General features: G+C 68.4%; 25 protein-coding genes. 13 read left to right on the top strand and 12 right to left on the bottom strand.

The window, feature by feature from the left end; all coding sequences use genetic code 11:
- Positions 1 to 31 precede the first annotated feature (31 nt).
- From ACIQF0_RS35830 to ACIQF0_RS35820, 3 genes are all read right to left on the bottom strand, one after another.
- Positions 32 to 886: a M23 family metallopeptidase gene (locus ACIQF0_RS35830; protein WP_401037180.1), complete on the bottom strand. Its 855-nt coding sequence runs from the start codon at positions 884 to 886 to the stop codon at positions 32 to 34.
- A 92-nt stretch (positions 887 to 978) separates the two neighbouring features.
- Positions 979 to 1,404 carry a hypothetical protein gene (locus ACIQF0_RS35825; RefSeq protein WP_401037177.1) on the bottom strand — a complete coding sequence of 142 codons (426 nt, stop codon included), beginning with the start codon at positions 1,402 to 1,404 and terminating at the stop codon, positions 979 to 981.
- A gap of 68 nt (positions 1,405 to 1,472) precedes the next feature.
- Positions 1,473 to 1,892 (bottom strand): DUF2690 domain-containing protein, encoded by a 420-nt coding sequence (locus ACIQF0_RS35820; RefSeq protein ID WP_401037174.1) that lies wholly within the window; start codon positions 1,890 to 1,892, stop codon positions 1,473 to 1,475.
- A 130-nt stretch (positions 1,893 to 2,022) separates the two neighbouring features.
- Between ACIQF0_RS35820 and ACIQF0_RS35815 the strand changes: the two genes are divergently transcribed.
- The 7 genes from ACIQF0_RS35815 (at position 2,023) to cobF (ending at position 10,362) form a co-directional block, all read left to right on the top strand.
- Complete coding sequence (locus ACIQF0_RS35815) at positions 2,023 to 2,685, top strand: DUF2306 domain-containing protein (protein WP_401037171.1); 663 nt, start codon at positions 2,023 to 2,025, stop codon at positions 2,683 to 2,685.
- A gap of 26 nt (positions 2,686 to 2,711) precedes the next feature.
- Positions 2,712 to 3,350 (top strand): peptidylprolyl isomerase, encoded by a 639-nt coding sequence (locus ACIQF0_RS35810; RefSeq protein WP_401037169.1) that lies wholly within the window; start codon positions 2,712 to 2,714, stop codon positions 3,348 to 3,350.
- A 312-nt stretch (positions 3,351 to 3,662) separates the two neighbouring features.
- Positions 3,663 to 4,784: a GNAT family N-acetyltransferase gene (locus tag ACIQF0_RS35805; protein WP_401037166.1), complete on the top strand. Its 1,122-nt coding sequence runs from the start codon at positions 3,663 to 3,665 to the stop codon at positions 4,782 to 4,784.
- A complete protein-coding gene (locus ACIQF0_RS35800; protein WP_401037163.1) occupies positions 4,781 to 5,917 on the top strand; it encodes a hypothetical protein in 1,137 nt (378 codons plus the stop codon). The genes ACIQF0_RS35805 and ACIQF0_RS35800 overlap by 4 nt, the downstream gene beginning before the upstream one ends.
- A complete protein-coding gene (locus ACIQF0_RS35795; protein ID WP_401037161.1) occupies positions 5,914 to 8,385 on the top strand; it encodes an acyl-CoA reductase in 2,472 nt (823 codons plus the stop codon). The genes ACIQF0_RS35800 and ACIQF0_RS35795 overlap by 4 nt, the downstream gene beginning before the upstream one ends.
- Before the next feature lie 3 nt (positions 8,386 to 8,388).
- A complete protein-coding gene (locus tag ACIQF0_RS35790) occupies positions 8,389 to 9,609 on the top strand; it encodes a phenylacetate--CoA ligase family protein (RefSeq protein ID WP_401037159.1) in 1,221 nt (406 codons plus the stop codon).
- A gap of 9 nt (positions 9,610 to 9,618) precedes the next feature.
- Positions 9,619 to 10,362, top strand: a complete 744-nt coding sequence (cobF, locus tag ACIQF0_RS35785; protein ID WP_401037157.1) for a precorrin-6A synthase (deacetylating) — start codon at positions 9,619 to 9,621, stop codon at positions 10,360 to 10,362.
- On the opposite strand, the gene ACIQF0_RS35780 is transcribed toward cobF, so the two are convergent.
- Genes ACIQF0_RS35780 through ACIQF0_RS35770 form a run of 3 tightly spaced genes read right to left on the bottom strand, consistent with a single transcriptional unit; the run spans position 10,363 to position 11,978 of the window.
- The gene (locus ACIQF0_RS35780) at positions 10,363 to 11,226 is read right to left on the bottom strand and encodes a 2OG-Fe(II) oxygenase (RefSeq protein ID WP_401037154.1); all 864 of its coding nucleotides are present in this window, start codon (positions 11,224 to 11,226) and stop codon (positions 10,363 to 10,365) included.
- Positions 11,226 to 11,408, bottom strand: coding sequence for a hypothetical protein (locus ACIQF0_RS35775; RefSeq protein ID WP_401037151.1), 183 nt, complete (start codon positions 11,406 to 11,408; stop codon positions 11,226 to 11,228). Before ACIQF0_RS35775 ends, ACIQF0_RS35780 begins: the two co-directional genes overlap by 1 nt.
- Before the next feature lie 45 nt (positions 11,409 to 11,453).
- Positions 11,454 to 11,978 (bottom strand): TetR family transcriptional regulator, encoded by a 525-nt coding sequence (locus ACIQF0_RS35770; protein WP_401037148.1) that lies wholly within the window; start codon positions 11,976 to 11,978, stop codon positions 11,454 to 11,456.
- Positions 11,979 to 12,113: 135 nt separating this feature from the next.
- Between ACIQF0_RS35770 and ACIQF0_RS35765 the strand changes: the two genes are divergently transcribed.
- From ACIQF0_RS35765 to ACIQF0_RS35755, 3 genes are all read left to right on the top strand, one after another.
- Positions 12,114 to 12,929 carry an oxidoreductase gene (locus tag ACIQF0_RS35765; RefSeq protein ID WP_401037146.1) on the top strand — a complete coding sequence of 272 codons (816 nt, stop codon included), beginning with the start codon at positions 12,114 to 12,116 and terminating at the stop codon, positions 12,927 to 12,929.
- A gap of 58 nt (positions 12,930 to 12,987) precedes the next feature.
- Positions 12,988 to 13,881 carry a helix-turn-helix domain-containing protein gene (locus ACIQF0_RS35760; protein WP_401037145.1) on the top strand — a complete coding sequence of 298 codons (894 nt, stop codon included), beginning with the start codon at positions 12,988 to 12,990 and terminating at the stop codon, positions 13,879 to 13,881.
- Positions 13,882 to 14,057: 176 nt separating this feature from the next.
- Positions 14,058 to 15,830, top strand: a complete 1,773-nt coding sequence (locus ACIQF0_RS35755; protein WP_360043735.1) for an alpha/beta hydrolase — start codon at positions 14,058 to 14,060, stop codon at positions 15,828 to 15,830.
- A gap of 60 nt (positions 15,831 to 15,890) precedes the next feature.
- Here ACIQF0_RS35755 and ACIQF0_RS35750 read toward each other — a convergent pair whose 3' ends face one another.
- Together ACIQF0_RS35750 and ACIQF0_RS35745 are read right to left on the bottom strand one after the other, a co-directional pair.
- Positions 15,891 to 16,508, bottom strand: a complete 618-nt coding sequence (locus tag ACIQF0_RS35750; protein WP_401037143.1) for a hypothetical protein — start codon at positions 16,506 to 16,508, stop codon at positions 15,891 to 15,893.
- Positions 16,509 to 16,530: 22 nt separating this feature from the next.
- A complete protein-coding gene (locus ACIQF0_RS35745) occupies positions 16,531 to 17,226 on the bottom strand; it encodes a PP2C family protein-serine/threonine phosphatase (protein WP_401037141.1) in 696 nt (231 codons plus the stop codon).
- A 52-nt stretch (positions 17,227 to 17,278) separates the two neighbouring features.
- Between ACIQF0_RS35745 and ACIQF0_RS35740 the strand changes: the two genes are divergently transcribed.
- Both ACIQF0_RS35740 and ACIQF0_RS35735 read left to right on the top strand, forming a co-directional pair.
- On the top strand, positions 17,279 to 18,661 hold the full coding sequence (locus ACIQF0_RS35740; RefSeq protein WP_401037139.1) for an N-6 DNA methylase: 1,383 nt from the start codon (positions 17,279 to 17,281) through the stop codon (positions 18,659 to 18,661).
- 107 nt (positions 18,662 to 18,768) lie between these two features.
- Complete coding sequence (locus ACIQF0_RS35735; protein ID WP_401037137.1) at positions 18,769 to 19,716, top strand: serine/threonine-protein kinase; 948 nt, start codon at positions 18,769 to 18,771, stop codon at positions 19,714 to 19,716.
- Here the strand turns inward: ACIQF0_RS35735 and ACIQF0_RS35730 are convergent.
- Both ACIQF0_RS35730 and ACIQF0_RS35725 read right to left on the bottom strand, forming a co-directional pair.
- Positions 19,622 to 20,494, bottom strand: a complete 873-nt coding sequence (locus tag ACIQF0_RS35730) for a DNA-3-methyladenine glycosylase family protein (RefSeq protein WP_401037135.1) — start codon at positions 20,492 to 20,494, stop codon at positions 19,622 to 19,624. The two genes, ACIQF0_RS35735 and ACIQF0_RS35730, sit on opposite strands and share 95 nt — an antisense overlap.
- A gap of 130 nt (positions 20,495 to 20,624) precedes the next feature.
- Positions 20,625 to 21,338 (bottom strand): response regulator transcription factor, encoded by a 714-nt coding sequence (locus ACIQF0_RS35725; RefSeq protein ID WP_360043723.1) that lies wholly within the window; start codon positions 21,336 to 21,338, stop codon positions 20,625 to 20,627.
- A 204-nt stretch (positions 21,339 to 21,542) separates the two neighbouring features.
- Between ACIQF0_RS35725 and ACIQF0_RS35720 the strand changes: the two genes are divergently transcribed.
- Positions 21,543 to 23,948, top strand: a complete 2,406-nt coding sequence (locus tag ACIQF0_RS35720) for a LuxR C-terminal-related transcriptional regulator (RefSeq protein ID WP_360043720.1) — start codon at positions 21,543 to 21,545, stop codon at positions 23,946 to 23,948.
- Here ACIQF0_RS35720 and ACIQF0_RS35715 read toward each other — a convergent pair.
- Together ACIQF0_RS35715 and ribB are read right to left on the bottom strand one after the other, a co-directional pair.
- Positions 23,938 to 24,615, bottom strand: coding sequence for an HAD family phosphatase (locus ACIQF0_RS35715; protein WP_360043717.1), 678 nt, complete (start codon positions 24,613 to 24,615; stop codon positions 23,938 to 23,940). The two genes, ACIQF0_RS35720 and ACIQF0_RS35715, sit on opposite strands and share 11 nt — an antisense overlap.
- Positions 24,612 to 25,268: a 3,4-dihydroxy-2-butanone-4-phosphate synthase gene (ribB, locus tag ACIQF0_RS35710; protein WP_401037132.1), complete on the bottom strand. Its 657-nt coding sequence runs from the start codon at positions 25,266 to 25,268 to the stop codon at positions 24,612 to 24,614. Before ribB ends, ACIQF0_RS35715 begins: the two co-directional genes overlap by 4 nt.
- Positions 25,269 to 25,456: the final 188 nt, after the last annotated feature.

Raw genomic sequence — 25,456 nt, 5'->3', positions numbered from 1 at the left:
GAGCCCTTCTACTTAAGGAACCCGGAGAAAATCAGCCGCAGTGCTCGAAACCGCTGGTGTAGCTGGAAGAACCGACCATGCCGCCCCACTTGACGCACTTGCCGGGGGCCTTCTTCTTGACCGGGCCGGCGTAGTAGCCGTAGTCGTCGCGGTCGGTCGTGCGGGCATCGCCCTGGACCTCGAGGAACGCGCCGACGTCCGACGCGGCGCCGATCTTGGTGGTCTTGATCGTGACCACGCAGTTGTAACCGTTGGCCGCGTTGTAGAGCAGCGACACGCGGGCACCGGTCACGTTCGCGCCGTCGATGACCTTGTAGCCGTCGCCGCAGGCCTCTTCGGGGGTGTACGGGTTGGTGGTGCCACCGCCGCCGCACTTGTTGTTCGACTTGTAGTTCTTGGTGCCGTAGTACAGAACCGTCGTCCCGGACAGCTTGATCTTCTGCGGCGTGCCGTTCAGCAGCTGCTCGAAGTGCAGGTGCGCGCCGGTCGAGCCGCCGGTGTTGCCGACATTGCCGATGGTCTGGCCCTGCGAGACGTTCTGGCCGACCGACACCCGCTGTGCGGAGAGGTGGGCGTAGCGCGTGGTCCAGCCACTGCCGTGGTCGATCTCGATCCAGCGGCCGTAGCTCGTGCTGCCCTCGTTGCGGACCTTGCTGACCGTGCCGGACGCGGACGCCACGACCGCGTCACCCTCGTCCGCGCTGCGGTTCAGGTCGAGCGCCAGCTGCGGGCTGTGGTTGGTCCTGGTCTGTCCCGACCACGTCTGTCCACACGGGAACGGCAGCTCGAAGTTGGTGGCGGCGCTGGCCTGCGGCCCACCGAGCACCAGCACGCCCATACCGATCGCGAGGCCTGCGACCCCTGAGATGATCCTCTTGACGTTCATGACTTCCCCTCGTTAACCCGAACATTCGACGGAACTTGGATCACGATGTGCCACGGCAGTAAAAATCGGCCTAAGAGCGGTCCTGCGACTGATCAGCAGCGCTGGTCAGTCGCCGCGGAACCCTCACCGCCGGACCAGCTGAGCTCGCCGTAGCCCTTGGTGCACTGGGTCAGCGTGTTGGCACCGGAGGACCAGACCTCCTTCTGGTGGTTCCCGCCGCACTTGAAGTCAGCGAGGCCGGAGCTGGTGGAGACGCCGGAGCAGGCCCACCAGTTGCCGCTGTGCGAGTTGCGGAAGCCCTCCCACACGTAGGTGTAGGCCCAGTTCTTGTTGCAGCCCTTGAACTGCTTCACCGACGCGATCGTCGTGCCACCCGACTTGATGTACGCGGTGCTGCCGATCTGCGTGACCGAGCCGCAGCTCGGGTTCGTCTCGGCGTTCGCCGGCGACGCGATCCCGAGCAGCGCGCCCATGACGAGCGCCGCGGTGCCCACGGTGCTGGCGATCCTGATGAACATGCTTCTCCCTCGATCTTTGCCAGGTGCGGAAGGTCAGTCGGTGATGTAGCCGGTCACGGCGCGCCCCCTCAGCAAGCGCTCGACGCGAGACGGGCGGTGCGGTGCACGCCGTTCGAGTCGACGTAGAGCACCTCGCCACGGGCGCAGCCGGGCGCGTGGACCATGTTTCCCCAGTGGTTTCCCGGCGTTCCCGCCGCGACGAAGCCGACGTGGTCGCTGCCGGACCACACGGTGATGCGCAGAGCCGAGTCGCCGCCCGAGTAGTTCGAGATCCGCACCCAGTTCGTCCTGCAACCAGGTGACCAGCGCAGCTCCGCGGTGCCGCCCGTGTACATGGGCGCGGTGTCAGCCGTCGTGGAACCGCTTGCGCAACCGGCGGACACCGGGTCCTTGTCGTTGCATCCACGCCCGCTGCAGGACGCCGCCTGCGCGTCCGGCGCCATGAGGAGCGTGAACGCGGCCGCGGCGATCAGGGCTGTCGACTTCATGGCGCTGACACTGCTGAGCAGCGCTCACAGCGATCTGACAGCTACACCCCGTCAGATGTCAGCGCGGTGTCAGAAGGGCACGTCAGCGAGCGGTGCGCGATCGGTCAGCGGAGATCGCCATGGTGGCGCCATGACGTGGTTGCGCAAGCCCTGGGTGGGACCGTTGGCGTTCGTGGTGGTGGCCTTCGTGGCGTTCTCGCTGCCGCCCTACTTGACCGGTGATCGGCTGCAGGCACGCGTGCAGTCGGACTGGGGACCGCACTACCCCTTGCTCGTCGTGCACGTCGTCTGCGCGTCGATCGCCATCCTCACGTGCGTGGTGCAGATCTGGCCGTGGTTCCGTGGCCGCTTTCCCACGTGGCACCGCCGCATCGGCCGTGTGTACGTGTTTGCCGGAGTGTTGCCCGCCGGTCTGTCCGGCCTGGTCATCGGCTACATGACGCCGTACGGCCCGGTGGCGATGGTCAGCAGCGTGCTGCTGGCGGTGCTGTGGTTGACGTTCACGTGGCTGGCGTGGCGTGCGGCGCGGCAGCGTCAGTTCCGCGACCACCGCAAGTGGATGATCCGCAGCTTCGCGCTGACCGTCTCGATCATCACGAACAGGATCTGGGGCTTGCTGGTGTTCCTCTGGCTGGGCGACGGGCTGCCGGAGGCGGACCTGCCGTCCGAGGTCGCCGGGATCTCGACGTGGGCCGGGTGGACGATCCCGCTGCTGCTTTCGCAGTGGTGGCTGGAACGCAAGCCGAAGCGCCGGCAGGCCCCGGTTGAGCAGCGTGAAACCGTTCCCGTCTGATGCTCGGGCGGCTACGGTCGGCAGTCATGAGGCTACTGCTCGCTGTCCTGATGATGGTCGTCCTCGCCCCGGTCGCGTCCGCCGCGCCGGCCACGCCCACGGCGCGCTGCGAGTTCATCCCGACGCCGGACAACCCGGCCGCACGCCCGGTCCAGCCGCCCAGCGCCGTCGTGCCCGCCCGCGGCACGGTGAAGGTCACCATCGTGACGAACTACGGCGTGGTCGTCGCGGACCTCGACCGCGCCAACGCCCCGTGCGGCGTGGAGAACTTCGCCCACCTGGCGCGGAGCTGGTTCTACACGATGTCGCAGTGCTGGCGGCTGACCGACACCACGCGCCTGGGCGTGCTGCAGTGCGGCGACATCTACCGCGCCGAGGAGGGCGGGCCCGGCTACCGGTTCGCCGACGAGGTGACGGGCAAGGAGACCTACCCTCGCGGCACGATCGCGTACGGGAACCAGGGGCCGGGCACGAACGGCAGCGAGTTCTTCATCGTGCACTCGTTCGCCAACATCGCGCCGAACTACACGGTCATGGGCCACGTCACCTATGGCATGGACACGCTCGACCGGATCGTGAAGGCCGGGATCGTGCCGCAGCCGGACGGTCTGCTGGACGGCCTGCCGAAGAAGCCGGTGAGGATCCTGCACGTGCTCGCCCACTAGTTGCTGATTTTCCGAGTAGTCGCCGTTTCGTTGAAACGGCGACTACTTTGCGTTTGGCGCCGGAATAGCGCCACGAGAGCGTCTCGTGTTGACATGTTTCGGAAAGGCGAAAATCCGGTACGCGATCTCCGTCACAGCGTCTACCAGCGCATATTAACCCGGATGAACCATCGACAATTAAGGGCGATTTGATAATCGATGTGATCCCGCTCGCCCTCAGGAATCAATTCCGCAGCTCCCGCGCTTCCGTCACCTGAATGGCGGCTGTACCAGCCAGTAGCCTGATTTTCGGTTATTTGAGGAGGCACAGGAGTGGCACCCGAGTTCGAGCCGGCTCGACTCGACGACGTCGACGATCTGCTCAGGCTCTACCGGCGGGCTCACGGCGCGAACTACCCCATCGCGATGGGCACCGACCCCGACGTCATGGCGGCCGAGATCGAAGCCCCGCACACCACGTGGCTGGTGTGGCGCCGCGACGGCCAGGTCGTCGCCTCGATCACCGGGCACGTCGAGAGCGCGGACCGTCTCGGCAAGATCGCCGGGCTGGTCGTGGACCCGGAGGCGCAGGGCGGGGGCATCGCTCACCACGCCGTCGGGCAGATCACCGACCGCATGCTCGCGAGCGGCGAGGTCGACTCGGTGTACGGCACCGCGCGGACGATCCACCTCGCACCGCAGAGAGTGTGTCTGCGCAACGGGTTCCACCCGCTCGGGCTCGTCCCGAACCTGTTCAAGCACGCCAAACGCGAGACGATGACGTTGCTGGCCAGGCATCGCGACGGCGTGCTGGAGCAGCGGGCCGAGGTGCACAAGGTGCCGGCAAGCCTGCGGAAGCTCGTCATGGCCACCCGCGCGACGATGCCGTCGCTGCCGGAGTTCGTCGAGGACACCGCTTTCGGCGCCGGTGAGGTGTCGCGGCTGGAGGTCATCGAGGCGCCGCAGTTCGTGCAGCGGCACTTCGAGCTCACGATCAACGACCCGGCGCGGCGGTTCTACCCGTTGCACAAGCCGAACGTGCTGCTGGCCGACGAGCGCGGCGAGTACCAGATCTACGGGCACCTCAACCGGCACGACGGTTACTGCACGATCTTCGGTGCCACCCCCAGTCCCCAGGCACTGCTCCCGCACCTCGGTGGCGTGATCGACACGCTGGCCGGTCTGGGCGCCCCGCACGTCGAGACGCTGGTGCCGTTGCACGAGTTCGACGAGCTGAGTGCGTTGCTGGCCTTCGGTTTCCTGCCGGTGGCGCTGTACCCGGCGATGCGCAAGGACGGCGAGGTCTACCACGACTACGTGGTCATGGTGCACACGCCGCAACCGCCGGACTTCCGCGGCCTCGCGATCGACGAGGCGTTCCGGCCCTTCACCGAGCAGTACATCGAGCTGTGGACGCAGAAGTTCCTCAACACCAACGGAGTCTTTCGAGCATGAACCCGCACCTCGGACCGGCAACGGTGCCGGATCCCTCGCTGGGCGCCGTCCAGGCGCTGTGCGACATCGCGGCGCCGTACGACCACAGCGACCCGGACCTGTTCCTGGAAGCCATGAACGAGTCGAACCGCTGGCACGCCCAGCGCAACGAGTTCTTCCGCAGCCTGTGGAACGGCAAGCCGCTGCGCGACATCACCGAACAACCTTTCGTGCACGCCAACTTCTTCAAGATGCACGAGGTGCTGTCGGTGCCGCGCGACGAGGTCGTCGTGCACGCCACCTCGTCCGGCACGACCGGGCAGAAGTCGCAGATGTTCTGGGACGCCTGGACTCTCCGGGCGGGCCAGCGGATGGTCGCGCGGATCTACGACCACAACGGGTTCATCGACGCCGAGCCGGTGCACTACCTGATCAACCTGAACCAGCCGACGCCGAACGTGAAGCTGGGCAGCTCGTTCACCGGCCAGTTCATGACCGACTTCGCGCCCGTGGAGTCCGTCGACTACGGCCTCGCGCACACCGGCACCGGGCACGAGTTCGACGCGTTCGGCAGCATCCGCGCCCTGCGGCGGTTCGCGGACAGCGGCAAGCCCGTGCGGATCTTCGGGTTCCCGGCGTTCCTGAGCTTCACCATCGACCGCATGCGCGCGATGGGCGTGGAACCGTTGCGGCTCGACGAGCGCTCGATGGTGTGGTTCGGCGGTGGCTGGAAGGGCAACGCGGACAAGCAGATCTCCAAGTCCGAGCTGCGTTCGAAGGTCACGGACATGCTCGGCATCCCGGACGCGCGGATCCGCGACAGCTACGGCTCCGTCGAGCACTCGGTGCCGTACGTCGAATGTTCGCGCCACAACCTGCACGTGCCGACGTGGTCACGTGCGATCGTCCGGGACGTCCGGACGCTGGAACCGTTGCCGTACGGCGAGTCCGGCTACATCCAGTTCGTGTCCCCGTACATCACCTCCGCGCCCGCGCAGAGCGTGCTGATGGGTGACCTGGCCGCACTGCACGCACCTGAGGAGTGCGGTTGCGGCAACGAGACCCCGTGGTTCGAGATCCTCGGCCGCGCCGGCGTCTCCCGCAACCGATCCTGCGCGATCGCCGCAGCAGAACTCCTGAAGGGCAAGGCATGAGGCACCTCTGGCAGGGTGAGTGGATCGACGACGACGCGGTCGCGCAGCGGCTCGACACGGTGGACGACCTCACCCAGCAGATCATCACCGGGCCGCGCCTGAACCCGCTCGTCGTGCTCGCCGCCGCCGAGAAGCTGGACCTCGGACAGCACCGCGCGTCGCTGGTCTCGTGGGGCCTCGACGAGGTGGAGATCGACGAGACGCTGGACGCGTTGCGGCACGCGCTGAGCCGTGTTTCGTTGGAACGCAAGCTCAAGCGCGAACTCGGCAACCTCGACCCGGCGCGGATGGTCCGCTTCGACTTCCGCACGCCCGTCTACGAGGCCTGGGTGCCGCTCGGCCTGCTCGCCCACGTGACGGCGGGCAACGCACCGGCCGCGGGCGTCCTGAGCGCCGTCGAGGGCCTGCTCTCCGGCAACCTCAACGTCATCAAGGTCGCGTCGGACGACTCGGGCTTCACCGCCGAGGTGCTCGCCGCACTGGCAGCGCACGACCAGACGGGCCAGATCGCCGCGCGGCTCGTCGTGCTGCACTTCTCCTCTTCGCGCACCGACTGGATGTCGCGTGTGCTCGGCGCCGCCGACGCCGTCGCGGTCTGGGGTGGCGAGGAGGCGATCACCGGCGTCACCGAGCTGGTCAGGCCCGGCACGCGGGTGATCGACTGGGGCCCGAAGCTGTCGTTCGCCTACCTGACCAGTGACTCGTGGTCCGATGTGGACACCCTGCACGCGCTGGCGGCGGACGTGTGCCAGCTGGAGCAGCAGGCGTGCTCCAGCCCGCAGGTGATCTACCTCGACACCGAGGACCCGGCGGAGGTCTTCGCGTTCGCCGAGCGGTTCGCGTCCGTGCTGGAGCTGACCGGCCCGCCGACCCGGGAACCGTCGCAGGCCGAGTGGGCGGAGATCACGAACACCGTCGTCGTCACGCAGCTCGAAGAGCACCTCAAGCTCACCAAGGTGCACACCGGCGAGCACTGGCGCGTGCTGGCGGACGTCCGTTCCGCGCTGCGCACCTCGCCGCTGTACCGCACGGTGTGGGTGAAGCCCCTGCCTCGCAAGCAGATCACCTCCGTGCTCCGGCCGATGCGCCGCTACCTGCAGACCGTCGGTCTCGCGGCGGACCGCCCCGACACCGCTGCCCTGGCGCGGTCGTTCGTGTCGGTCGGCGTGCAGCGGATCACCACACCGGGCTCGATGCTCGGCGGCTACAGCGGCGAGCCGCACGACGGCGTCTACGCGTTGCAGCGCTACAGCAACCGGGTGTCGGTGCAGCTCGACGACAGGTTCGCCGCGGACGCCTCGCTGGACGACCTGGCCGAGTCGCGCCAGCTCCCGGTGCCTTCGGTGCCGGTGACGCCGAAGTCGGACTTCGAGACGCTGCAGGACCGTCCAGCGGATGTGTACTTCCGCAGCGGCGGTAGCTCCGGGGCACCCAAGCTGTCCGCGTACACCTGGGCGGACTGGGACGAGCAGATGTGGGTCGGCGCCGAGGCGTTGCTCGCCACCGGCCTCGACCCGCGCCGCGACCGGATCATGAACCTGTTCTTCAACGGGCACATGTACGCGAGCTTCGTCAGCTTCTTCTCCGCGCTGGAGCGGATGAACGCCGTGCAGTTCCCGATGGGCGGCGAGTGGGGCCAGCTCGACGCGATCGCCCAGGCCATTGTGGACAACCGCGTCGACACGCTGCTGACCGCGCCTTCGTTCGTGCAGCGGCTCTTCGCCGAGCACGGCTCGATGCTGAAGGAGTACGGCGGCATCCGCAAGATCTTCTACGCGGGCGAGCACTTCGGCGCGCAGGCCATCGCCCGGCTGCGCGACGAGTTCGGCGTCGAGGTGATCCGCTCGGCGGCCTACGCGACCGTCGACGCGGGCCCGGTCGGCTACCAGTGCCAGGCCTCGTCCGGCAAGGTGCACCACCTGTTCACCGGCCTGCACACGCTGGAGATCCTCGATCCCGAGGCGGACCGGCCCGTCTCGTTCGGCGAGCCCGGCCGGCTGGTCTTCACCACGCACACGCGGCGTGGCCAGCGGCTGGAGCGCTACGAGATCGGCGACCTCGGCCGCTGGGTCCCCGGCGACTGCGAGTGCGGCCGCCAGACGCCGCGGTTCGAACTGCTGGGGCGCACCGGTGACGTGTTCCGGGCCGCCGCGCAGACGTTGAACTACCGGCGGTTCCTCACGATCCTGGAGGACGAGCACAGCTACGCCGGCGCGTTGCAGATCGAGCTGAACGAGGACGCTCAAGGCGAGGAACTCGTCGTGCGGATGGAACGCGATCGCGCGCCCGAGCCCGCGGCGACCCACGTCACGTTGCTGTCCCGCTATTCCGAAGTCGCCGAGGCCGTTGAACAGGACTCTTTGCTGACCGTGCGGGTGGAGAACGTTCCGCTGGCGGACTTCCTGCGGACGAAGAGCAGCGGCAAGTTGATCGCGGTCGTCGACCAGCGCAGCAGCAGGAGTGTGTGAACGATGTCCGTGCTCGACCTCATCTGCTACGCCCGCACGCACTCCCCGTTCTACAAGGAGATGTACGACGGCTACGACTCCTCGACGCCGTTGTCCGAGCTGCCGGTGATCGACCAGGCCGCGTTCTGGGCCGCGAACACCATCCGCCACAACCAGGTGCTGACCCGCGCGCACACCGACGGCCTGATCTTCAAGACCGGCGGCACCACCAAGGCGCCTCGCGTCTCCTTCTACACCAGCGAGGAGTGGGACGCGATGTGCCGCGCGTACGCGGAGACGCTGCCCGCGGCGGGACTGCGGCACGGCGACCGGATCGCGAACCTCTTCGCGGCCGGTGAGCTGTACTCCAGTTTCATCTTCGCGCTGAACTCCCTGCAACGATCGCCGATCGACCTGGTCCAGCTGCCGATCACCGGCAGCGCGCCGGTCGAGTTCACGCTGACCACCATGCAGGACTTCGACGCCACCGTCGTCGCGGGCTTCCCGACGACGTTGTGCCGGCTGGCGTCGCACGTCGTGGGCTCTGTCGGCTCACTGCCTTTGGTGCGGCTGATCCTGTTCAGCGGGGAGGCCCTGTACGACGACCAGCGCGCGTTGCTGTCCTCCGCCTTTCCCGGAGCCGAGTTCCGGTCGTTCGTCTACGGCAGCGTGGACGGCGGGATCATCGGCACGGCGGTGCTCGGCTCGGACGACCCGCGGGTGTTCCGCTCCTTCGTGGACAGCTCCGTGCTGGAGATCGTCGACGTCGAGACCGGCAGGCTGATCACCGAGCCCGGCCGGCCGGGACGGTTGCTGCAGACCGACCTCACCCGGCGGCTGCAGCCGATGATCCGCTACCCGGTCGGCGACCTGGCCGAGTGGGTCGACGTGGAGGACGGCATCTTCCGGCTGCTCGGCCGCGCCGACGAGGGCGCGCGGGTCGGCCCCGTGACGCTGCACCTCGACCACCTGCGGGCCGCCGTCGACCGCGCCGGCGTCGTGCACAACGGCGTGCAGGTCGTGATCCGCCGCGTGGACGCGCGGGACCAGCTGGTGCTGCGGATCGCCGGAGAGCCGCAGGACTTCGAGGCCGTCCGGGACGAGGTGCACGTGATCAGCCCGCGGTTCGAACTGCAGGCCGGCCGCGGAACCGTGGCGCCGCTGGCCGTCGAGTGGGTCGCGGCGCTGGAGGTCAACCCCCGCAGCGGGAAGACCGTCCGGCTCGTCGACGAACGCCCCGTCTAGGGTGTGGCGGTGCGAAAGATCCTGGTCATCGGTATCGGCGCGGGCAATCCCGACCACCTGACGGTGCAGGCCGTCAAGGCGTTGCAGACGGTCGACGTGTACTTCGTGCTGGACAAGGGGTCCGTGAAGCAGGAGCTCGTCGACCTGCGCGCGTCGATCCTGGAGGCGCACGTGACGCGGCCGTACCGCTGGGTCGAGGGCCGGGATCCGGAACGCGACCGCAACCCCGCCGACTACAAGGCGACGATCGACGCCTGGCGCCGGGACCGCGCGGACGTCGTCCTGGGGCTGCTCGCAGACCTGGGCGAGGACGAGGTCGGGGCGTTCCTGGTGTGGGGCGACCCGTCCCTCTACGACTCGACGCTGGCGATCCTCGACGACCTGCTGGCCCGCGGCGAGTCGTTCGCGGTGGAGGTCATCCCCGGCGTGACGTCGGTGGCGGCGCTGACGGCCGGACACCGCGTGTCGCTGAACCAGGTCGGCAAGCCGGTGCAGATCACGACCGGCCGCCGCCTCGCCGCCGGGTGGCCGTCCGATGTGGACGACGTGGCCGTGATGCTGGACGCGTCGTACTCCTTCGAGGGCGTGGACCCGGACACGTGGATCTACTGGGGCGCCTACCTCGGGATGCCGGACGAGATCCTGGTGTCGGGGCGGGTCGGGGACGTGGCCGCGGAGATCCGCCGGGTTCGCTCGGAGGCCCGCGAGCGCAAGGGCTGGATCATGGACACCTACCTGCTGCGCAGGCCCTGATCAGTGCAGGAACGGCAGCGTGCAGTACCGGCGGCCTCGGGTGACTCGGGTGACCTCGTGCAGCAGTGAGCACGAGAACACCAGTGCTTCGCCCTTGTTCGCCCGGTAGGTCCTGCTGCCGTACTCCGGGAACCTGAGTTCGCCGCCCTCGAAGTCGTCGCCGAGGTTGATCGTGACGGCGAACCTGCGGTGGGCGGTGGCCTGCGTGGTGTTGTCGCGGTGGGCCTGGAAGTGGCCGCCGGTCTCGGCTTCGTAGCAGGCGATGATCCAGCGTTCGACGCGGGTGGCCGTGAACTGGAACGCCCGCTGGATCTCCGGGAGCAGCCTTCGTTCGACGCGCGCTTTCAGTTCCGCGCGGAACGGGTCTTCGAGTGTGAGGTCCTGGCGGCGCTTGTGGCCGTGGTCGTGCACGATCTCCGTGCGTCCGTGGTCCGTGCGCATGAAGCCGCTGTCGGTGCCGCCGGTCCGGTCGTAGTGCCGGGTCAGTTCGTCGCAGAACTCCGGCTCCAGCACGCGCGGAACCCTCAGGACCGGCGCGGCGAGGTCGGTGTCGGGCACGTCCGGGATCGGCTCGCCCCGCCGGACGATCGCCTCGACCCTGAGGTTGGCGTCGAGCAGCACCGAAGCGTTGCCGATGCCGTACTTCGCCGCGATCTGGCCGTCGTCGAGGACGACCGTGACGCCTTCGGGCGGATCGCACGGCTTCCGCACGACCCAGACGAGGTTGTCGCTCTGCTGCAGATGTTCGTCCAGCTCGTCCACAAAGGACACGACGACCGGTTTCCCCGCCTCCTCGCTGAACCAGTAGCCGCCGTCGGCGTTCTTGATCGCGAACAGCGGCGCCCGGTCTCCTGGCGTGAGCATCAGAGCGTGTCGTTGCCGTCCGGCCGCATCAGGACGTCGTTGCCGTCCGGCGCGATGAGAACGTCGTTGCCCTGCGGTGCGATCAGGACGTCGTTGCCGTCCGGTGCTTCTTGCGCCTGCGCGGCGCCGCCGGTCACGGCCGTCGCGACGATCACCGAACCCGCGATCAGAATCTTGCGCACGTTCCCCACCCCCAGTAGTGGTTTCCCGCGTTCCTGACCTCGACCCTACTCGGCGATCAGCCGCCGCACGGAGCGTTCGACGAGTTCACGGGTCGCGTTCGGGGTGCTGAACGCGAGGATCGACATGTGCACGACCAGGTCGAGCAGGTTCGTGGCGTTGAACGCCGCCGAGATCCTGCCCTCCATCTGAGCCTGTGCGACGGCCTCGATCTTGTGCATGTAGGCCTCTGCTTCAGCCTTCGGAACTTCGCTGAAGCCGTTCTCCAAGCGGTGGTAGGCCACGAGCCTGAGCAACTGCGGCCGCTCCAGGTACGCCTCGAACAGCCGGCCCGCGTAGCCGGGCAGGTCCTCCGGCGTGATCGGGACCTCCTGGATCATGCGGTCGACCTGGATCTTCAGCAGCTCGTCGAACAGGCCCTCCTTGCTGCCGAAGTAGGCGTAGATCATCGCCTTGTTGCAGCCGGCCGTCGCCGCGATGCGGTCGACCCGCGCCCCGGCGATCCCGTACTGGGAGAACTCCTCGAGCGCCGCGTCGAGCAACTTGGCCTTGGTCGCTTCCTTGTCCCTCACCACACCTCCATCTTAACTAACCAGTTGGTAGTAGCAACTAACCAGTTAGTTGACAGTCTGCCTCGGACGTGGTTGCCTGGTTCTAGCAACCAAACAGTTAGTTAGTCCAGCCAACCGGTTAGTCAGGAGAACGTCATGAAGGTCGCACTGGTCACGGGTGCCTCGTCGGGGATCGGCGAGTCCACCGCGGTTGAGCTGCACAAAGCCGGTTACACGGTGTACGCGGCGGCCCGTCGGGTGCAGCGGATGGAGGGGCTCGCCGCGCAGGGCATCCGGGTGCTGGAGATGGACGTCACCAGTGACGAGTCGATGATCGACGGAATCAAGAAGATCATCGCCGAGGCCGGGCGGATCGACGTGCTCGTGAACAACGCCGGCTACGGGTCGTACGGCGCGGTCGAGGACGTGCCGCTGGACGAGGCGCGGTACCAGTTCGAGGTCAACGTGTTCGGGCTGGCGCGGCTGGTTCAGCTGGTGTCGCCGCACATGCGGGAGGCCGGGCGCGGGCGGATCGTCAACGTCTCGTCGATCGGCGGGCGGATCTACGAGCCGCTCGGGGCCTGGTACCACTCGACGAAGTTCGCGGTGGAGGGACTGAGCGACTCGCTGCGGCTCGAGCTGAAGCCGTTCGGGATCGACGTCGTGGTCATCCAGCCCGGCGGGATCAAGACCGAGTGGGGTGGGATCGCGGTCGAGAACCTGCAGAAGACGTCCGGCGGCGGTGCCTACGCGGGCCAGGTCAAGCAGTTGTCCGGGTTCTTCTCGCAGATGGATCGCGGCAGCGAGCCGAAGGTCATCGCGGACGTCATCGTGAAGGCCGCCCAGGCCCGCAGGCCGCGCACGAGGTACGCGGCGGGGTTCGGGGCGCGGCCGATCCTGTTCGCGCGCAGGGTGTTGTCCGACCGGGCGTTCGACGCCCTGTTCCTCGGTGCGATGCGCCGGTTCGCCTAAGCCGGGTTCCTCCCGTCTGAGCAGGTACCTTCGGTTCAGAACCACCGAGGGGAGTCGTGTGCACGAGGGGCTGTCGCCGGAGGCCGAGAAGCTCTACCTGGCGATGCTGCGCGGAGACGACAGCGCGCAGTCCGCTGCGGCGCGCGCGGAACTCGAACGGCTCGGGCTGGTCAGGAACGACGGCGTGCGGCCGCCGCGCTCGGCACTGGCCGCGATCGCGTCCGGGCACGAGGCCGCGGCCGTCAGGGCCAGGGAGACCGCTGAGTTCCTGGCCGCCGCCTACGCCGCGCGTGGCGCGAAAGAGGTCGACTTCGTCGAGGTGCTCCAGGACGCGGCCGAGGTGATCAGCGCGTTCGAGGAGATGCAGAGCCAGGCGAAGTCGGAGATCCGGGCGCTAGACCCCGGTTCGTACCTGAGCCCGCAGCCGGAGGCGAGTCCCGCACAGCCTCCGGCGCTGGCCCGCGGCGTCGGCTATCGGGTCGTGTACGAGTCGGCGCTGTTGCAGACCGAGCGAGGGTTCGCGTCGGTGCAGGAGAGCATCGCCGTGGGCGAGCAGGCGCGGACGTTTCCCGGGGTGCCGCTCAAGCTCGTGATCGCCGATTCGGACCGTGCGTTGATCGCGGTGCCGACGGTCACCGGCGGGAACGTGGTGGCACTGCTCATTCACCCGTCCGTGCTACTGAGCGCGCTCATCGAGTTGTTCGAGGCGTTCTGGCGGATGGCGGTGTCGATCACGCCTGGCGGCCACGAGGTCACCCGGGAGGAACCGACCACCGCGACCCGGAGGCTGATGGCACTGCTCAGCGCTGGTCTGACGGACGAGTCGATCGCACGGGAACTCGGGATCAGCGAGCGCACGGTGCACCGCCGGGTGAGCCGGCTGCAGCAGTTGCTGGGTGCGCAGACCCGGTTCCAGCTCGGCGTGCAGGCGTCACGGCGGGGTTGGCTTTAGTCACTCAAGGTAATTGAGACACTGATCTTCATCACTCCGTGAACACGATTGGTGACGGTTTCCAGACATGGCGACTTTCTGCCATCACCCAGGAGTGTTAAACGAGCGTTTTTCCTTTCTCCTCTGTTGCAAGCGCGGCCTCACCCGGCCGTGCGGGGGCAGGAAGGGATCCACCAGTGAGGAAGTACTTCAGAGGCGGCATCGCCGCGCTGACAGGGGCACTGATCGCGACGAGCATGGTGCTCACGCCGGCGGCCGGCGCGGCTGCCAAGCAGGACCCGGACACGCAGAAGCTCGCGGGCGCGCTCGCCACCCAGAAGGTCACCTGGGAGGAGTGCACCTTCCCCGGCGTCGCTCCGGAGACCGTCGAGAAGTTCAAGACCGTCAAGGGCCTCGCCTGCGCGACCATCCAGGTCCCGCGCGACTGGCACAACCCGGCCGACGGCAACACGATCGGCATCCGCGTCTCCAAGACCGAGACCGCGTACAAGGGCACCAGCCGTCAGGGCATCGCGCTGGTCAACCCCGGTGGCCCCGGCGGCTCCGGCCTGCCGTGGGGCGCGGCGATGGCCCTGCGCACCCCGGTCCTCGCCGGCCAGTACGACTTCATCGGCTTCGACCCGCGCGGCGTCGGCCTCTCCACGCCGCTCACCTGCAGCTACACCGTCCCGAACAGCACTGACGTCAACGTGCTGAACAAGGCCAAGGTCGACGGCTGCCTCGAGAACCCGCTGACCCAGTTCATCACCACCGAGCAGACCACCTACGACATGGACTTCATCCGCGTCGTGCTCGGCGAGAAGAAGATGAGCTACATCGGCTACTCCTACGGCACGTGGCTCGGCACCTGGTACGCCGCCACGTTCCCGAGCAAGGCGCACCGCTTCCTGCTCGACTCGGCCGTCGACGCCTCGCAGTCGACGCTGGAGAACACCTGGGACCTGCAGCCGCGCACCCGCGACCGCCAGTTCCAGGAGGCGCTGCTGCCCTACATGGCGCGCAACAACGCCACCTACGGCCAGGGCACCGACCCGATGGAGATCCGCCGCAACTGGGAGAAGGCCGGCGGCACCCGCGAGTTCCTGGGTCAGCTGTTCGTCGCGTGGTTCGTGATCCCGTCCATGTACGACACCACCCAGTACCCGACCGCCGCTTCCGCGGTGGCCGCGGTGATCGGTGACCCGGCTCCGGCCGCCACCGACTCGGCGAAGGTCGAGCAGCTCGTCGCGAAGATGCTGGCGACGCCTGGCCTTTCGGCCGAGAACAAGGCGTTCATCGCCAAGGGCAAGAGCAACGCGCTCAACGCGATCGCCAAGAAGGAGCGCGTCGCGGCGAAGGCCACGACCGCCGCCGCCGAGGTCGAGACCTGGGACGCGACGTTCGAGGCGATCCGCTGCCAGGACGGTCAGTGGAACCAGAACCTGCACTACTGGAACTACTGGCTGGCCGACCTGACCGTGAACGCGCCGTTCATCGCGCCGTTCATGAGCACGCCGCTGTGCGCCTACTGGCAGACGAAGAACTCGATGCCGAAGCCGGACAAGAAGACCTTCCCGCGTCTGCTGGTCGCGCAGTCCGAACTGGACGCCGCCACCGCGTACGAGGGTGGTCTCGCCACGGCGAAGGCGCTGCCGAACGCCAAGCTGATCAGCGTCGACAACGAGGGCTCGCACGGCCTGTTCCCGTACAACACGGACTGCGTCGACGACCCGATCGTCTTCTACTTCCAGACCGGCGCCACCCCGCGCAAGCAGTTCACGGGCTGCCAGGCGCTTCCGCTGCCGGGCGAGGACAAGACGTTCGACGTCGGCGGCAAGCTCACCAACGGCAAGGTGAAGATCAAGATGATCACGCCGGCCGTGAAGGAAGCCAACAAGATCGTCAAGGACCTGCTGAGCGGTTCCTCGACGGCGGCGGCCGACGAGTCGGGCATGCCGGCCAACCTGTAACACCCGTTTAGAGCTGCGGCCCTCGGCGCGATGCGCCGGGGGCCGTTTCCACGCGCGGGACTACCAACGGTTGTTCAGGTAGTCGCTCCAGAACGGCACGGTGGGCCGCGGAGCCCAGTCGTCCGGAAACACAGGCCTGCCCGGCCCGAACTCCCGGCTGACGTAGTCGATCAGGTCGCTGCCGTAGCAGATGATGTCCGTTCCGTGCACGGACAGAACCGGATGCCCGGACGTGCCTCGCCCCGCGGGCAGGAACCTGTGCCGGTAGACCGGGATCAGCCTGGGCACGTCCTCCGTCAGGAGTCGCGCCACCGCCACCGCTTCTTCAGTCGTGTCCGGCTCCTCGCCCCAGGCCGGGTTCCAGTGCTCGCCGGACTCGACCTCCCACAACACGCCCTTGAGCGGCTCGCCGAGTCGCCGGTGGAGATCGTCCGGCTCGCCGCGCCACTCGGGCCACGCCTGATCCCAGGTGTGGAAGACCCCTGCTTCCGACATGAAGGGAGTGTTCACCGGCAACCCCGCCGCGAGGAACGCGCGATGGTCGTCGGCGAACTCGAATTCGTGTTCGGCCTCGATGCGGGCGAACTCCGCGTCGGTCAGTCCCGGCTCGATGTCACAGCAGTTCAACTCGGCCAGGCGGCGTGCGGCCGCGATCCCCAGGTCCCCACCACTCGTCACAGCGCGACCGTAGCGGGATTCGCTAGCGCTGCCACCACTTTTTGCGGATCACGTCGATGATCACGCAGGTGATGTTGTCCGGGCCACCGTTGCCGTTGGCCAGCGCGATCAGCTGCCAGGCCGCGTCCGTTCCGTCCTCAGTGGACAGCAGGATCTCGTGGACGTCGTCGATGTCCGTGTAGTCCGTCAGGCCGTCGCTGCACAACAGGTAGCGGTCCTCGACCTTGGCCTGGTGCCACGTCAGGTCCGGGTCGTGCGAGTTGCCGGACTGCAAGGCGCGCAACACGTAGGCGCGGCGCGGATGGACGAGCGCCTCCTCCGGCGTCATGCGGCCCGCGTCCACCAGGGCCTGCACCATGGTGTGGTCGTGGGAGATCTGGCGGAGCTCGCCTTCCCTGAGCAGGTACGCGCGGGAGTCGCCGATGTGCGCCAGCTGGAAGGCGAGGCCCTCCCAGCGGATGGCGGTGAGAGTGGTGCCGGCGCCCTGGGGGGTCTCGGCGTCGAGTCTGCGCGCGATCTCCGAGACCGCCGGGCCCAGGTCGCCCTGCCAGCTCGCCAGGACGTTCACCGCGAGCGCGCTGGCCACTTCGCCGTGCTCGTGGCCGCCCATGCCGTCCGCCACGGCCTGCAGGTCCGCGCGGACGTAGACCGAGTCCTCGTTGTGCTCGCGAACGAGCCCAGGATCGGTCGCCACGGCGATGCGCAGCTCGTGTGTCATGTCTCCAGTACACCAGTTGTGAAGTGAGTTCACAAGCAATACGGTTGTGAACATGGATGAGACGGTCAACGCCGGTGACATCGCGCGCCTCGCTGATGTGGGGCGGGCGGCGGTGTCGAACTGGCGGCGGCGGTTCGAGGACTTCCCGTCGCCGGTCGGCGGGACTGCCTCAAGTCCGTTGTACCTGCTGCGCGACGTGGAGTCATGGCTTCGGCGCAACGGGAAACCGTTCCGTGTCTCACCGGCCGAGCGGCTGTGGACCCAACTGCGGACCGCGGACGACCTGAAGCTCGGCGAGGCGCTGGCCGCGGTCGAGGCCGACGCGCAGACGTTCGAGTTCCTGCACGAGCGCTACCTCGAAGCCCACTCGCGACTGCTGAATCCCACTCCGTCCGAGGTCATCGAGGTCGTGCTGGCCACGACCGACGGTGACACGGTGATCGATCCGGCGTGCGGAACGGGGAGTTTGCTGAAGGCTTCCAAGGCCCGGAACAAGATCGGGCAGGAGCTCGATCCCGTCTCGGCGGTGATCGCGCGCCGCCGAATGCCGCACGCGCAGATCTACACCGGCGACTCGTTGCGGCACAACGGCGTCCAGGAGAAGGCCGACGCGGTGGTGTGCGATCCGCCGTGGCACGACCGGGCGTGGGGCCACGAGGAACTGGTGGGCGACGCCCGCTGGACCTACGGGCTGCCACCACGTGGCGAACCCGAGCTGGCGTGGTTGCAGCACTGCCTGTCGCTGACGAAACCTGGAGGGCTGGTCGCGGTGCTGCTGCCGTCGGCGGCGGCGTCCCGCAGGCCCGGCAAGCGGATTCGCGGCAACCTGCTGCGCGCCGGCGCCCTGCGCGCCGTGATGACCGTGCAGCCGGGACGCGATCTGTGGCTGCTGCGCAACCCGATCGGCCGCGCGCCAGAACACATCGCACTGCTGGAGGCGCCCGGCCCGCTCGACCCGAACACACGGGTCATCGACCTGCTGGACGACGACGTCGACCTCAGTCCGTCGCGCCGCAACGGCACCGACGCGTCCGCCTACCTCGCCGCGCAACCGACGTTCGCGCTGACCTCGTTGCCCGAACTGCGAGAACAGGCCTCTCCTCCGATGACGACGATCGGCGAGCTGGTCCGCGCGGCCCCCGGCAAGCACGTCGTCACGTCCCCGACCGGCGCGACGTACGAGATCGATCCGCGCAAGGTAGACCCCGACTTCCTCGAGGGCGTGCTGCGTGCCGCGTTCGCCAGGACGCCGACCGGCTCGACCCGCCTCGACGTGCGCCGCACCCAGGTCCCGTCGCTCCCGCTGGCCGAACAGCGGCGGTACGGACAGGCGTTCGCGCAGCTCAAGGCACTGGAAGCAGGTCTGGAAGAGGCCGCCGCGCTGGTCCGTTTGGGCTACAATGGACTCCTGAGCGGACAGGTCGGTCCGGCGTGATTCCGGCAGATTCACCCGATTGGGACGTCCTGAAACGCTGTTACGGTCGCCTCGCGTACGAGGAAGCGCGGGGTCAGCGAACAGGCGACGGCAGTTAGGCTTCCCGGGTGCTGATCGCCGACCGCTACGAGATCGACGACCTGCCGCTGGGGCGGGGTGGCATGGGTGCCGTGCACAAGGGGCGGGACCTGCGCCTGGATCGCCGGGTCGCGGTCAAGCTGCTGCGCCTGCCCGGCAGCGATGACGAGGTGGCGCAACGGTTCGCGCGCGAAGCGAGGATCGTCGCCAAGCTGGAGCACCCCGGAGTGCCCGTCCTGTACGACTTCGGGACGTACGAGCAGCGCCTGTTCCAGGTCATGCAGTTCGTCGACGGCGTCACGGTCGCCGACCTGGTCGGCGAGTTCGGCCCGCTGCCCCAGGCGTGGGCCGCGAACATCGCCGCGCAGACCGCCGCGGTCCTCGCCGCCGCGCACGAACGCGGCATCTGCCACCGCGATCTCAAGCCCACCAACCTGATGCTGTGCCCGGACGGCGCGGTGAAGGTGCTGGACTTCGGGCTCGCGCTGCTGCGGGAGAGTGACGTCGCGCCGTTCAGCCGGGCCGGCCAGATCCTCGGCACGCCCTCGTACATGGCGCCGGAGCAGATTCAGCGCGGGATCGCCGAGCCGCGCAGCGACCTGTACGCGCTGGGGTGCGTGCTGCACGAGATGCTGACGGGCGAGCAACTCTTCACCGGGCCGACGGCGTACGCGGTGTTCGACAAGCACGTCAAGGAGCCGCCGCCGCGGCTGCCCGGCGCGCTCGACCCGGTGGTGCAGCGGTTGCTGGCCAAGGCCCCCGGCGGGCGGCCCGCGACGGCGCTGGAGGTTTTCGAGGACCTGCAAGGGTTCGCGCAGGATCCGCCGGCGTTGCCAGGGTTCGTGCGGGACGGGTCGACGGCGATGTACTCCAGCGTGCAGGTCAGGCCGGGATTCGGTTCACCTCGTGATCACCGGTCGCCCACAGGTGCTGCACCGCGTACGCCCGCCACGGTCGCCACGCCTCCGAACGCCTGATCAGCGCCGCCGGCGTCGACGGCAGGCCCAGGGCTTCCGCGGCCAACCGGATGCCGAGGTCGGTCGGCAGGAACGCGTCGGGATCGCCCAAGGAGCGCATCAGGATCGACTCGACGGTCCACGGGCCGAATCCGGGCAGCGAGGAAAGCCATTCGCGCGCAACGGTTCGGTCCGCGCCGGGTGACAGGTCCAAACCGGACTCGAGTGCCCCGAGCAACGCGGCCATCGTGCGGCGGCGGGACTCGGGCATGGCCAGCTCGCCGACGTCGAACGACAGCGGGAACAGGAACAGGTCGCCGACCGGCGTTCCATGAGCGGCGACCAGGCGTGCGGCGTGCGTGCGCGCGGCCTTCGTTGACACTTGCTGGCCCAGCACGGCGCGAATGGCGAACTCCGCGCCGTCCGCCGTGCGCGGCACACGGCGGCCGGGTGCGGCGGAAACCAGCGGCGCCAAAAGCGGATCCGCGGACAACGCAGCATCGACCACCAATGGATCGGCGTCGAGGTCCAGCAGAAACCGGCAAAGGTCTAGAGCACTAGCCAAATCGCGAGAATCGGACAGTTCCAGCGTGCAGGCGACGTGCTCGGGGAACGGCTGCAATGCGGCGATCCCGAATCCGCAAGGAAGTCGCAAGGTTCGCCGGTAGACACCATCGCGCCACTCCTCCACGCCGGGCACGGCGGTGGCGATGAGGTGGCCGAACAGGTTGTCGGGACACAGAGGTGCTTGAAAGTGCAAGTGTTCCGAGAACGTGTCGAGCTGCATGTCCACCAGCATGGCGCCATTCCAAGCGAGACGCTGGCGGGAAAGCGACATCATTCTGGACGGGGCCAACCGGGTGACCTGCTTCGCGGCGCGAAATTCCGTGGCTAGGCTGGCTGTCGCGCCGTGGCAGCAGTTGTCAGATTCAGCATGGAAGGGCGGCGTCGCGTGCGATGAGAGCGGCTTGGACGCGGTTGTCGCACCGAAGTTTCGTCAGCAGTCGGCTGACGTGGGCCTTGATCGCCCCTTCCGAGAGGTACATGAGCCTAGCGATGCGCGCGTTCGCCATGCCCTGCGCCAGATACACCAGCACTTCCTGCTCGCGTCGAGTGAGCAGGCCGATGCGGCTGCGCGCGGCGTCACGGCGTTCCGAGTCGGCGCCGGTGAAGTGGTCGATCAACGCACGCGTCGCGGACGGCGAGAGGATCGCTTCTCCTGCTGCGACGGCACGCACGGCACTCACCAACGCGTCGGGTTCGCCGCTCTTGAACAGGAATCCCGCCGCGCCGGCCCGCAACGCGGGGAAGAGCATCTCCTCGGTCTGCCGGGTGCAGAGCATGATCACCTGGGTACCGGGCACGTGCCTGCGCACCATCCGCACCGCCGCGAGGCCTTCCATGCCGGGCATGGACGCGTCCATCAGCAGCACCTGCGGGCGTTGGCGCCGCGCGAGTTCGAGCGCGCCGCCGCCGTCACCGGCTTCACCGACCACGACGACGTTGCCGGAACGCTCCAGCACACCGCGGACTCCCGTGCGGATCAGAACCTCGTCGTCAGCGATGCCAACGGTGATCGTGCGCGGCTTGTCCACCAGTTGCAGACCTGCGCTCGCCCACGAGGTGCTCGTCGTCAACGTCATGCGCACTCCCTGTCAGACCGGACCAGTCTCCAGTTTGTTCCCGAACGAGGAACTCAGGAAGGCAGGCATAACGAGCAGGTTGCGAACCGTCTCGCGCGCACGGAGGCGTAACGGGTTGCACATAACGGCCCACCACTTACGACCTGCGCGAACATCAGACCGAGACAGGAACAGCCGGCCGTTACGGCTTGAGGAGAGGGACTCATGAGCAGCAACGGACGTTGCGCACTGTGCGACGGAACGATGCCTCCCGCCACCTCCGAGCAACGCAGGTCCTATTGCTCCAACGCATGCCGCCAACGGGCGTATCGCCGCCGTGCCACCGTTTCCACGACAACGCCTCCCACCAGGCAGAACCTGCGCGTCCTCTCGAACCTGCCCGCGGCGCGTGACACGTTCATCGGCCGTCAGCAAGAGCTGTCGAAACTCGACCAGCTGTTGCGCAGGCATCGTCTCGTTACACTCGTGGGCAGTGCGGGTGCGGGCAAGACGAGGCTCGCGCTGGAGGCCGCGGGACGGCTGCGGCGTGGGCGAACGGACCGGGTCCTGCTCGTCGCGCTGGGCGAGATCACCGCTTCCCGAGACGTCGTGCCGGCCCTCGCCGACGCGCTCGGAGTGGCCGCGGAGACCGACGAACCGTTGCGCGACACCGTGGTCGAGACGCTGAAGAACATGAAGGCGGTCGTAGTCCTCGACAACTGCGAACACCTCCTCGACACGTGCGCCGAACTCACCGACACGCTGCTGAACCGCTGTCCCGGCGTGCGGGTGCTCGCGACGTCGCGCGAAGCCCTGTGGATCACCGGCGAGGTCAGCTTCCACGTCGAGGGCTTACCTGTTCCCTCAACGGATCGAGACCTGGTCACGACGGCGGCGCCGCGTTCCGAGGCCGTGAAGCTCTTCGTGGACCGGGCCCGCGAACGCAAGCCCGACTTCCGGCTGACCGTCGACAACACCGCCGCGGTCGCGTTGTTGTGCGCACGGCTCGAGGGCATGCCGCTCGCGATCGAACTGGCCGCGCGGTGGGTGCAGGTGTTGCCGGTCGCGGACATCTGCGACCGCATGGACGAGCCGCTGGAACTGCTGACGCTGGGCTGCCGCAAGTCGCCGTCGCGCCAGAGTTCGTTGCGTGAGGCCATCGACTGGAGCTACCAGCTGCTGCAACCGGACGAGCAGTTCGCGTTGCGGCGGCTCTCGGTGTTCGACGGCGGCTTCGACCTGGCCGCGGCCACCGAGGTCTGTTCGTCGGAACGCTCCGCGGAACCCGTGCTGGACGTGCTGTCCCGGCTGCAGGCGAAGTCGTTGCTGACGGCCGTGCCCGGCACGACCCGGTTCCGGCAGCTGGAGTCGGTTCGGTTGCACGCCAGGGAGAAACTGCTGGCGGCCGGCGAGCTCGACATGGCCTACGAGGCGCTGGCCCGCTGGTTCACCGACCTGTCGGACGTGCTGATCACCGCGCCGCTGTCGGTGCCCGCTGACGTGCAGCTCAAGCTCGACAACCACGTCGACAGCCTGCTCGGCACGGTCGAGTGGGCGGCGGATCGTGGTGACGAACGGTTGTTGCTGCTGACTTCTTCACTGGCCGACTGCGCGGCCCGGCGCGGACGGCTCGGCCAGGCGCGCGTGCTGCTGCGGGACGCACTGCGGCGACCGTCCACAAGGGACGACTACCGGTGCGTGGCCCTCAACCACGCCGCGCGGTTCGCGGCCGAGCAGGGCGACCACGACGAGGCCGTCGAACTCTCCAGCGAGGCGTCGCGGCTGGTGCCGGCCAGCGCGACGGCCTTGGCGATGAGCTGTCGCAGCACGCTGGCGGCGGTGCAGCAGTCGTCCGGCGAGTGGGAGGCGTCGAACGCGAACAGCACCGAGTGCCTGCGGGTCGCGGAACTGCTGGGCGAGCCTCTCGCCCGCGCGGCGTGCTTGGTGGACCTCGCGCGCACGGCGTTGTCGTTGGGCAAGCACGAACGCGCCGAGAAGAACGTCATGAAGGCGTTGCCGATCTCGCGCGCGTCGGGCATGCCTGCGCGCATTGCCTCCGCACTGACCACACGCGGCGCCGTCGCGTTGGTGCAGGGCGACCTGGACGAGGCCACGCACGCCTTCCAGGAGGCGTTGCGGATGGACGGCATCAACCCGTTGACCGCCCCGGACGCCCTGGAAGGCCTCGCCGTGGTCGCCGTGACGCGTGGTCAGGCTGAGCGCGCGCTACGGATCGAAGCAACGGGACGCGCGCTCAGGCGGTCTGTCGGCGTGGTGCCGAACCCGTTCTGGGCGGAGAAGGTCGCCGTGGCCATGCGCACCGCACGGCTGATGCTGTCCGTCGCGCGCGCAGAGGCGGCCTCTACGCCGTTGACCGCCGCGGAGACCGAGGCGTTCATCCAGGACGAGGTGTGGCTCGATCGCACGGAGGCCGCGTTCGACTCGCTGGACGACCACGAACGGCGCGTGATCGCGTTGCTCGCCACGGGACTGACGAACCAGCAGATCGCGAACCGGCTGAACGTGTCGCTGCGGACGGTGGCCTCGCGGCTGCAGCGCCTGCGCGACAAGCTCGGGCTGCAGAGCCGCGAGGACATCGCGGCCTGGGGTGCGGAACGCGCTATCGGCTGAGCGCGTACACGTTCACCCACAGCCGGCAGATCTCCTTGGCCGCGACACGGGCGTCGGACGCCGTGCAGGCTGCCAGCTTCAGCACGTCGGCGTCACGAGCCGCGGTGGCGTTGGGAATCGCGAGCACGGTCATCCCCGCCGCGTGCGCGGAGCGGATGCCCGACGCCGAGTCCTCGATCGCGAGGACGTTCACGGGGTCGAGGCCGAGCTTGCGCGCCGCGAGCAGGTACGGGTCGGGCGCGGGCTTGCCGTTCTGGACGTCGTCGCCCGTCACGATCGCCTCGACGTGCCTGCGCAGTCCGGACGCCGACGCGGCGGCCCTGACGTATCGCCGCGGCGACGCCGACACCAGCCCGACCGGCCCGAGCTCGGCGGCCAGGGCGACAAGCTCGGCCGCGCCGGGCAGCATCCCGAACGTGCCGCGCGCGATCGCGTCCACCATGCCGTCCACACACTCCGACGCCGCACGCTCCGGTGTGAGGCCGTGGCACCGTTCGGCGAGGTAGGCACTCCAGTTCGCCGTGCTCGTGCCCTGGATCGCCGTCCAGTCGGTGGAGGTCCAGTGGTGGTCGTGGCGGGCCGCGACGGCGCCGATCACCTGGTTCCACGTCGCGGCGCTGTCGACGAGGGTCTCGTCGAGGTCGAAGACGGTCGCCAGCAGCGTCATCGCGTCACCACGCCCTCCGGTACGAACGCCGCGAGCTGCTCGATGGACACGAGCTTCAGCCCGTTCTGGTCCGCGAACGCCCTGAGCTGCGGCAACCGCGCGACACTGCCGTCCTCGTCGCAGACCTCGCTGATCACCGCGACCGGTGCGAACCCGGCCAGCCGCATCAGTTCGACGGCGGCCTCGGTGTGCCCGCGCCGTTCGGTGAGCCCGCCTGCCCTGGCACGCAATGGAAACACGTGGCCGGGCCGGCGGACGTCCTGCGGGGTGCTCGCCGGATCGGCGAGGACGCGCAGGGTGCGGGCGCGGTCGGCGGCGGAGATGCCGGACTCGATGCCGCTCTTGGCGTCGACGGAGACCGTGTAGGCCGTGCCTTCGGGGTCCTCGTTGTCCTGGACCATCAACGGCAGGCGCATCCGGTCGGCCACCTCGGGGGCCACCGGCGCGCAGATCAGGCCACTCGTGTGCCGCACGTAGAACGCCAGCGCCTGCGGGGTGGCGTGCTCGGCGGCCATGATCAGGTCGCCTTCGTTCTCGCGGTCCTCGTCATCGACGACGATCACCGGGCGGCCTGCGCGCAGGTCGGCGACGGCAGCCTGGACCGCATCGAGGCGGGGTGTGCGTTTTGCCTGTTCAGGAACGGTGAGGTTCACGTCCTCATCGTTGGGAACGGGCGGGGGTGACGCTCGGCGGACCAGTCGGTTTGACCCGAAGGTGCGAACTTCGCGCCGACTGTGGCGAGCAGGTCGTCGCGCCCGTCTGGATCGATGCGGCAGCGGAGAAACACTTTGGCATGGAACGAAGTCAGGTGCGAAGCGAGTTCGTCTCGGAACCCCGCCAA

Source organism: Lentzea sp. NPDC092896, assembly GCF_044754905.1.
Classification (GTDB): domain Bacteria; phylum Actinomycetota; class Actinomycetes; order Mycobacteriales; family Pseudonocardiaceae; genus Lentzea.
This window is presented reverse-complemented; position numbering and strand designations above follow the sequence as displayed.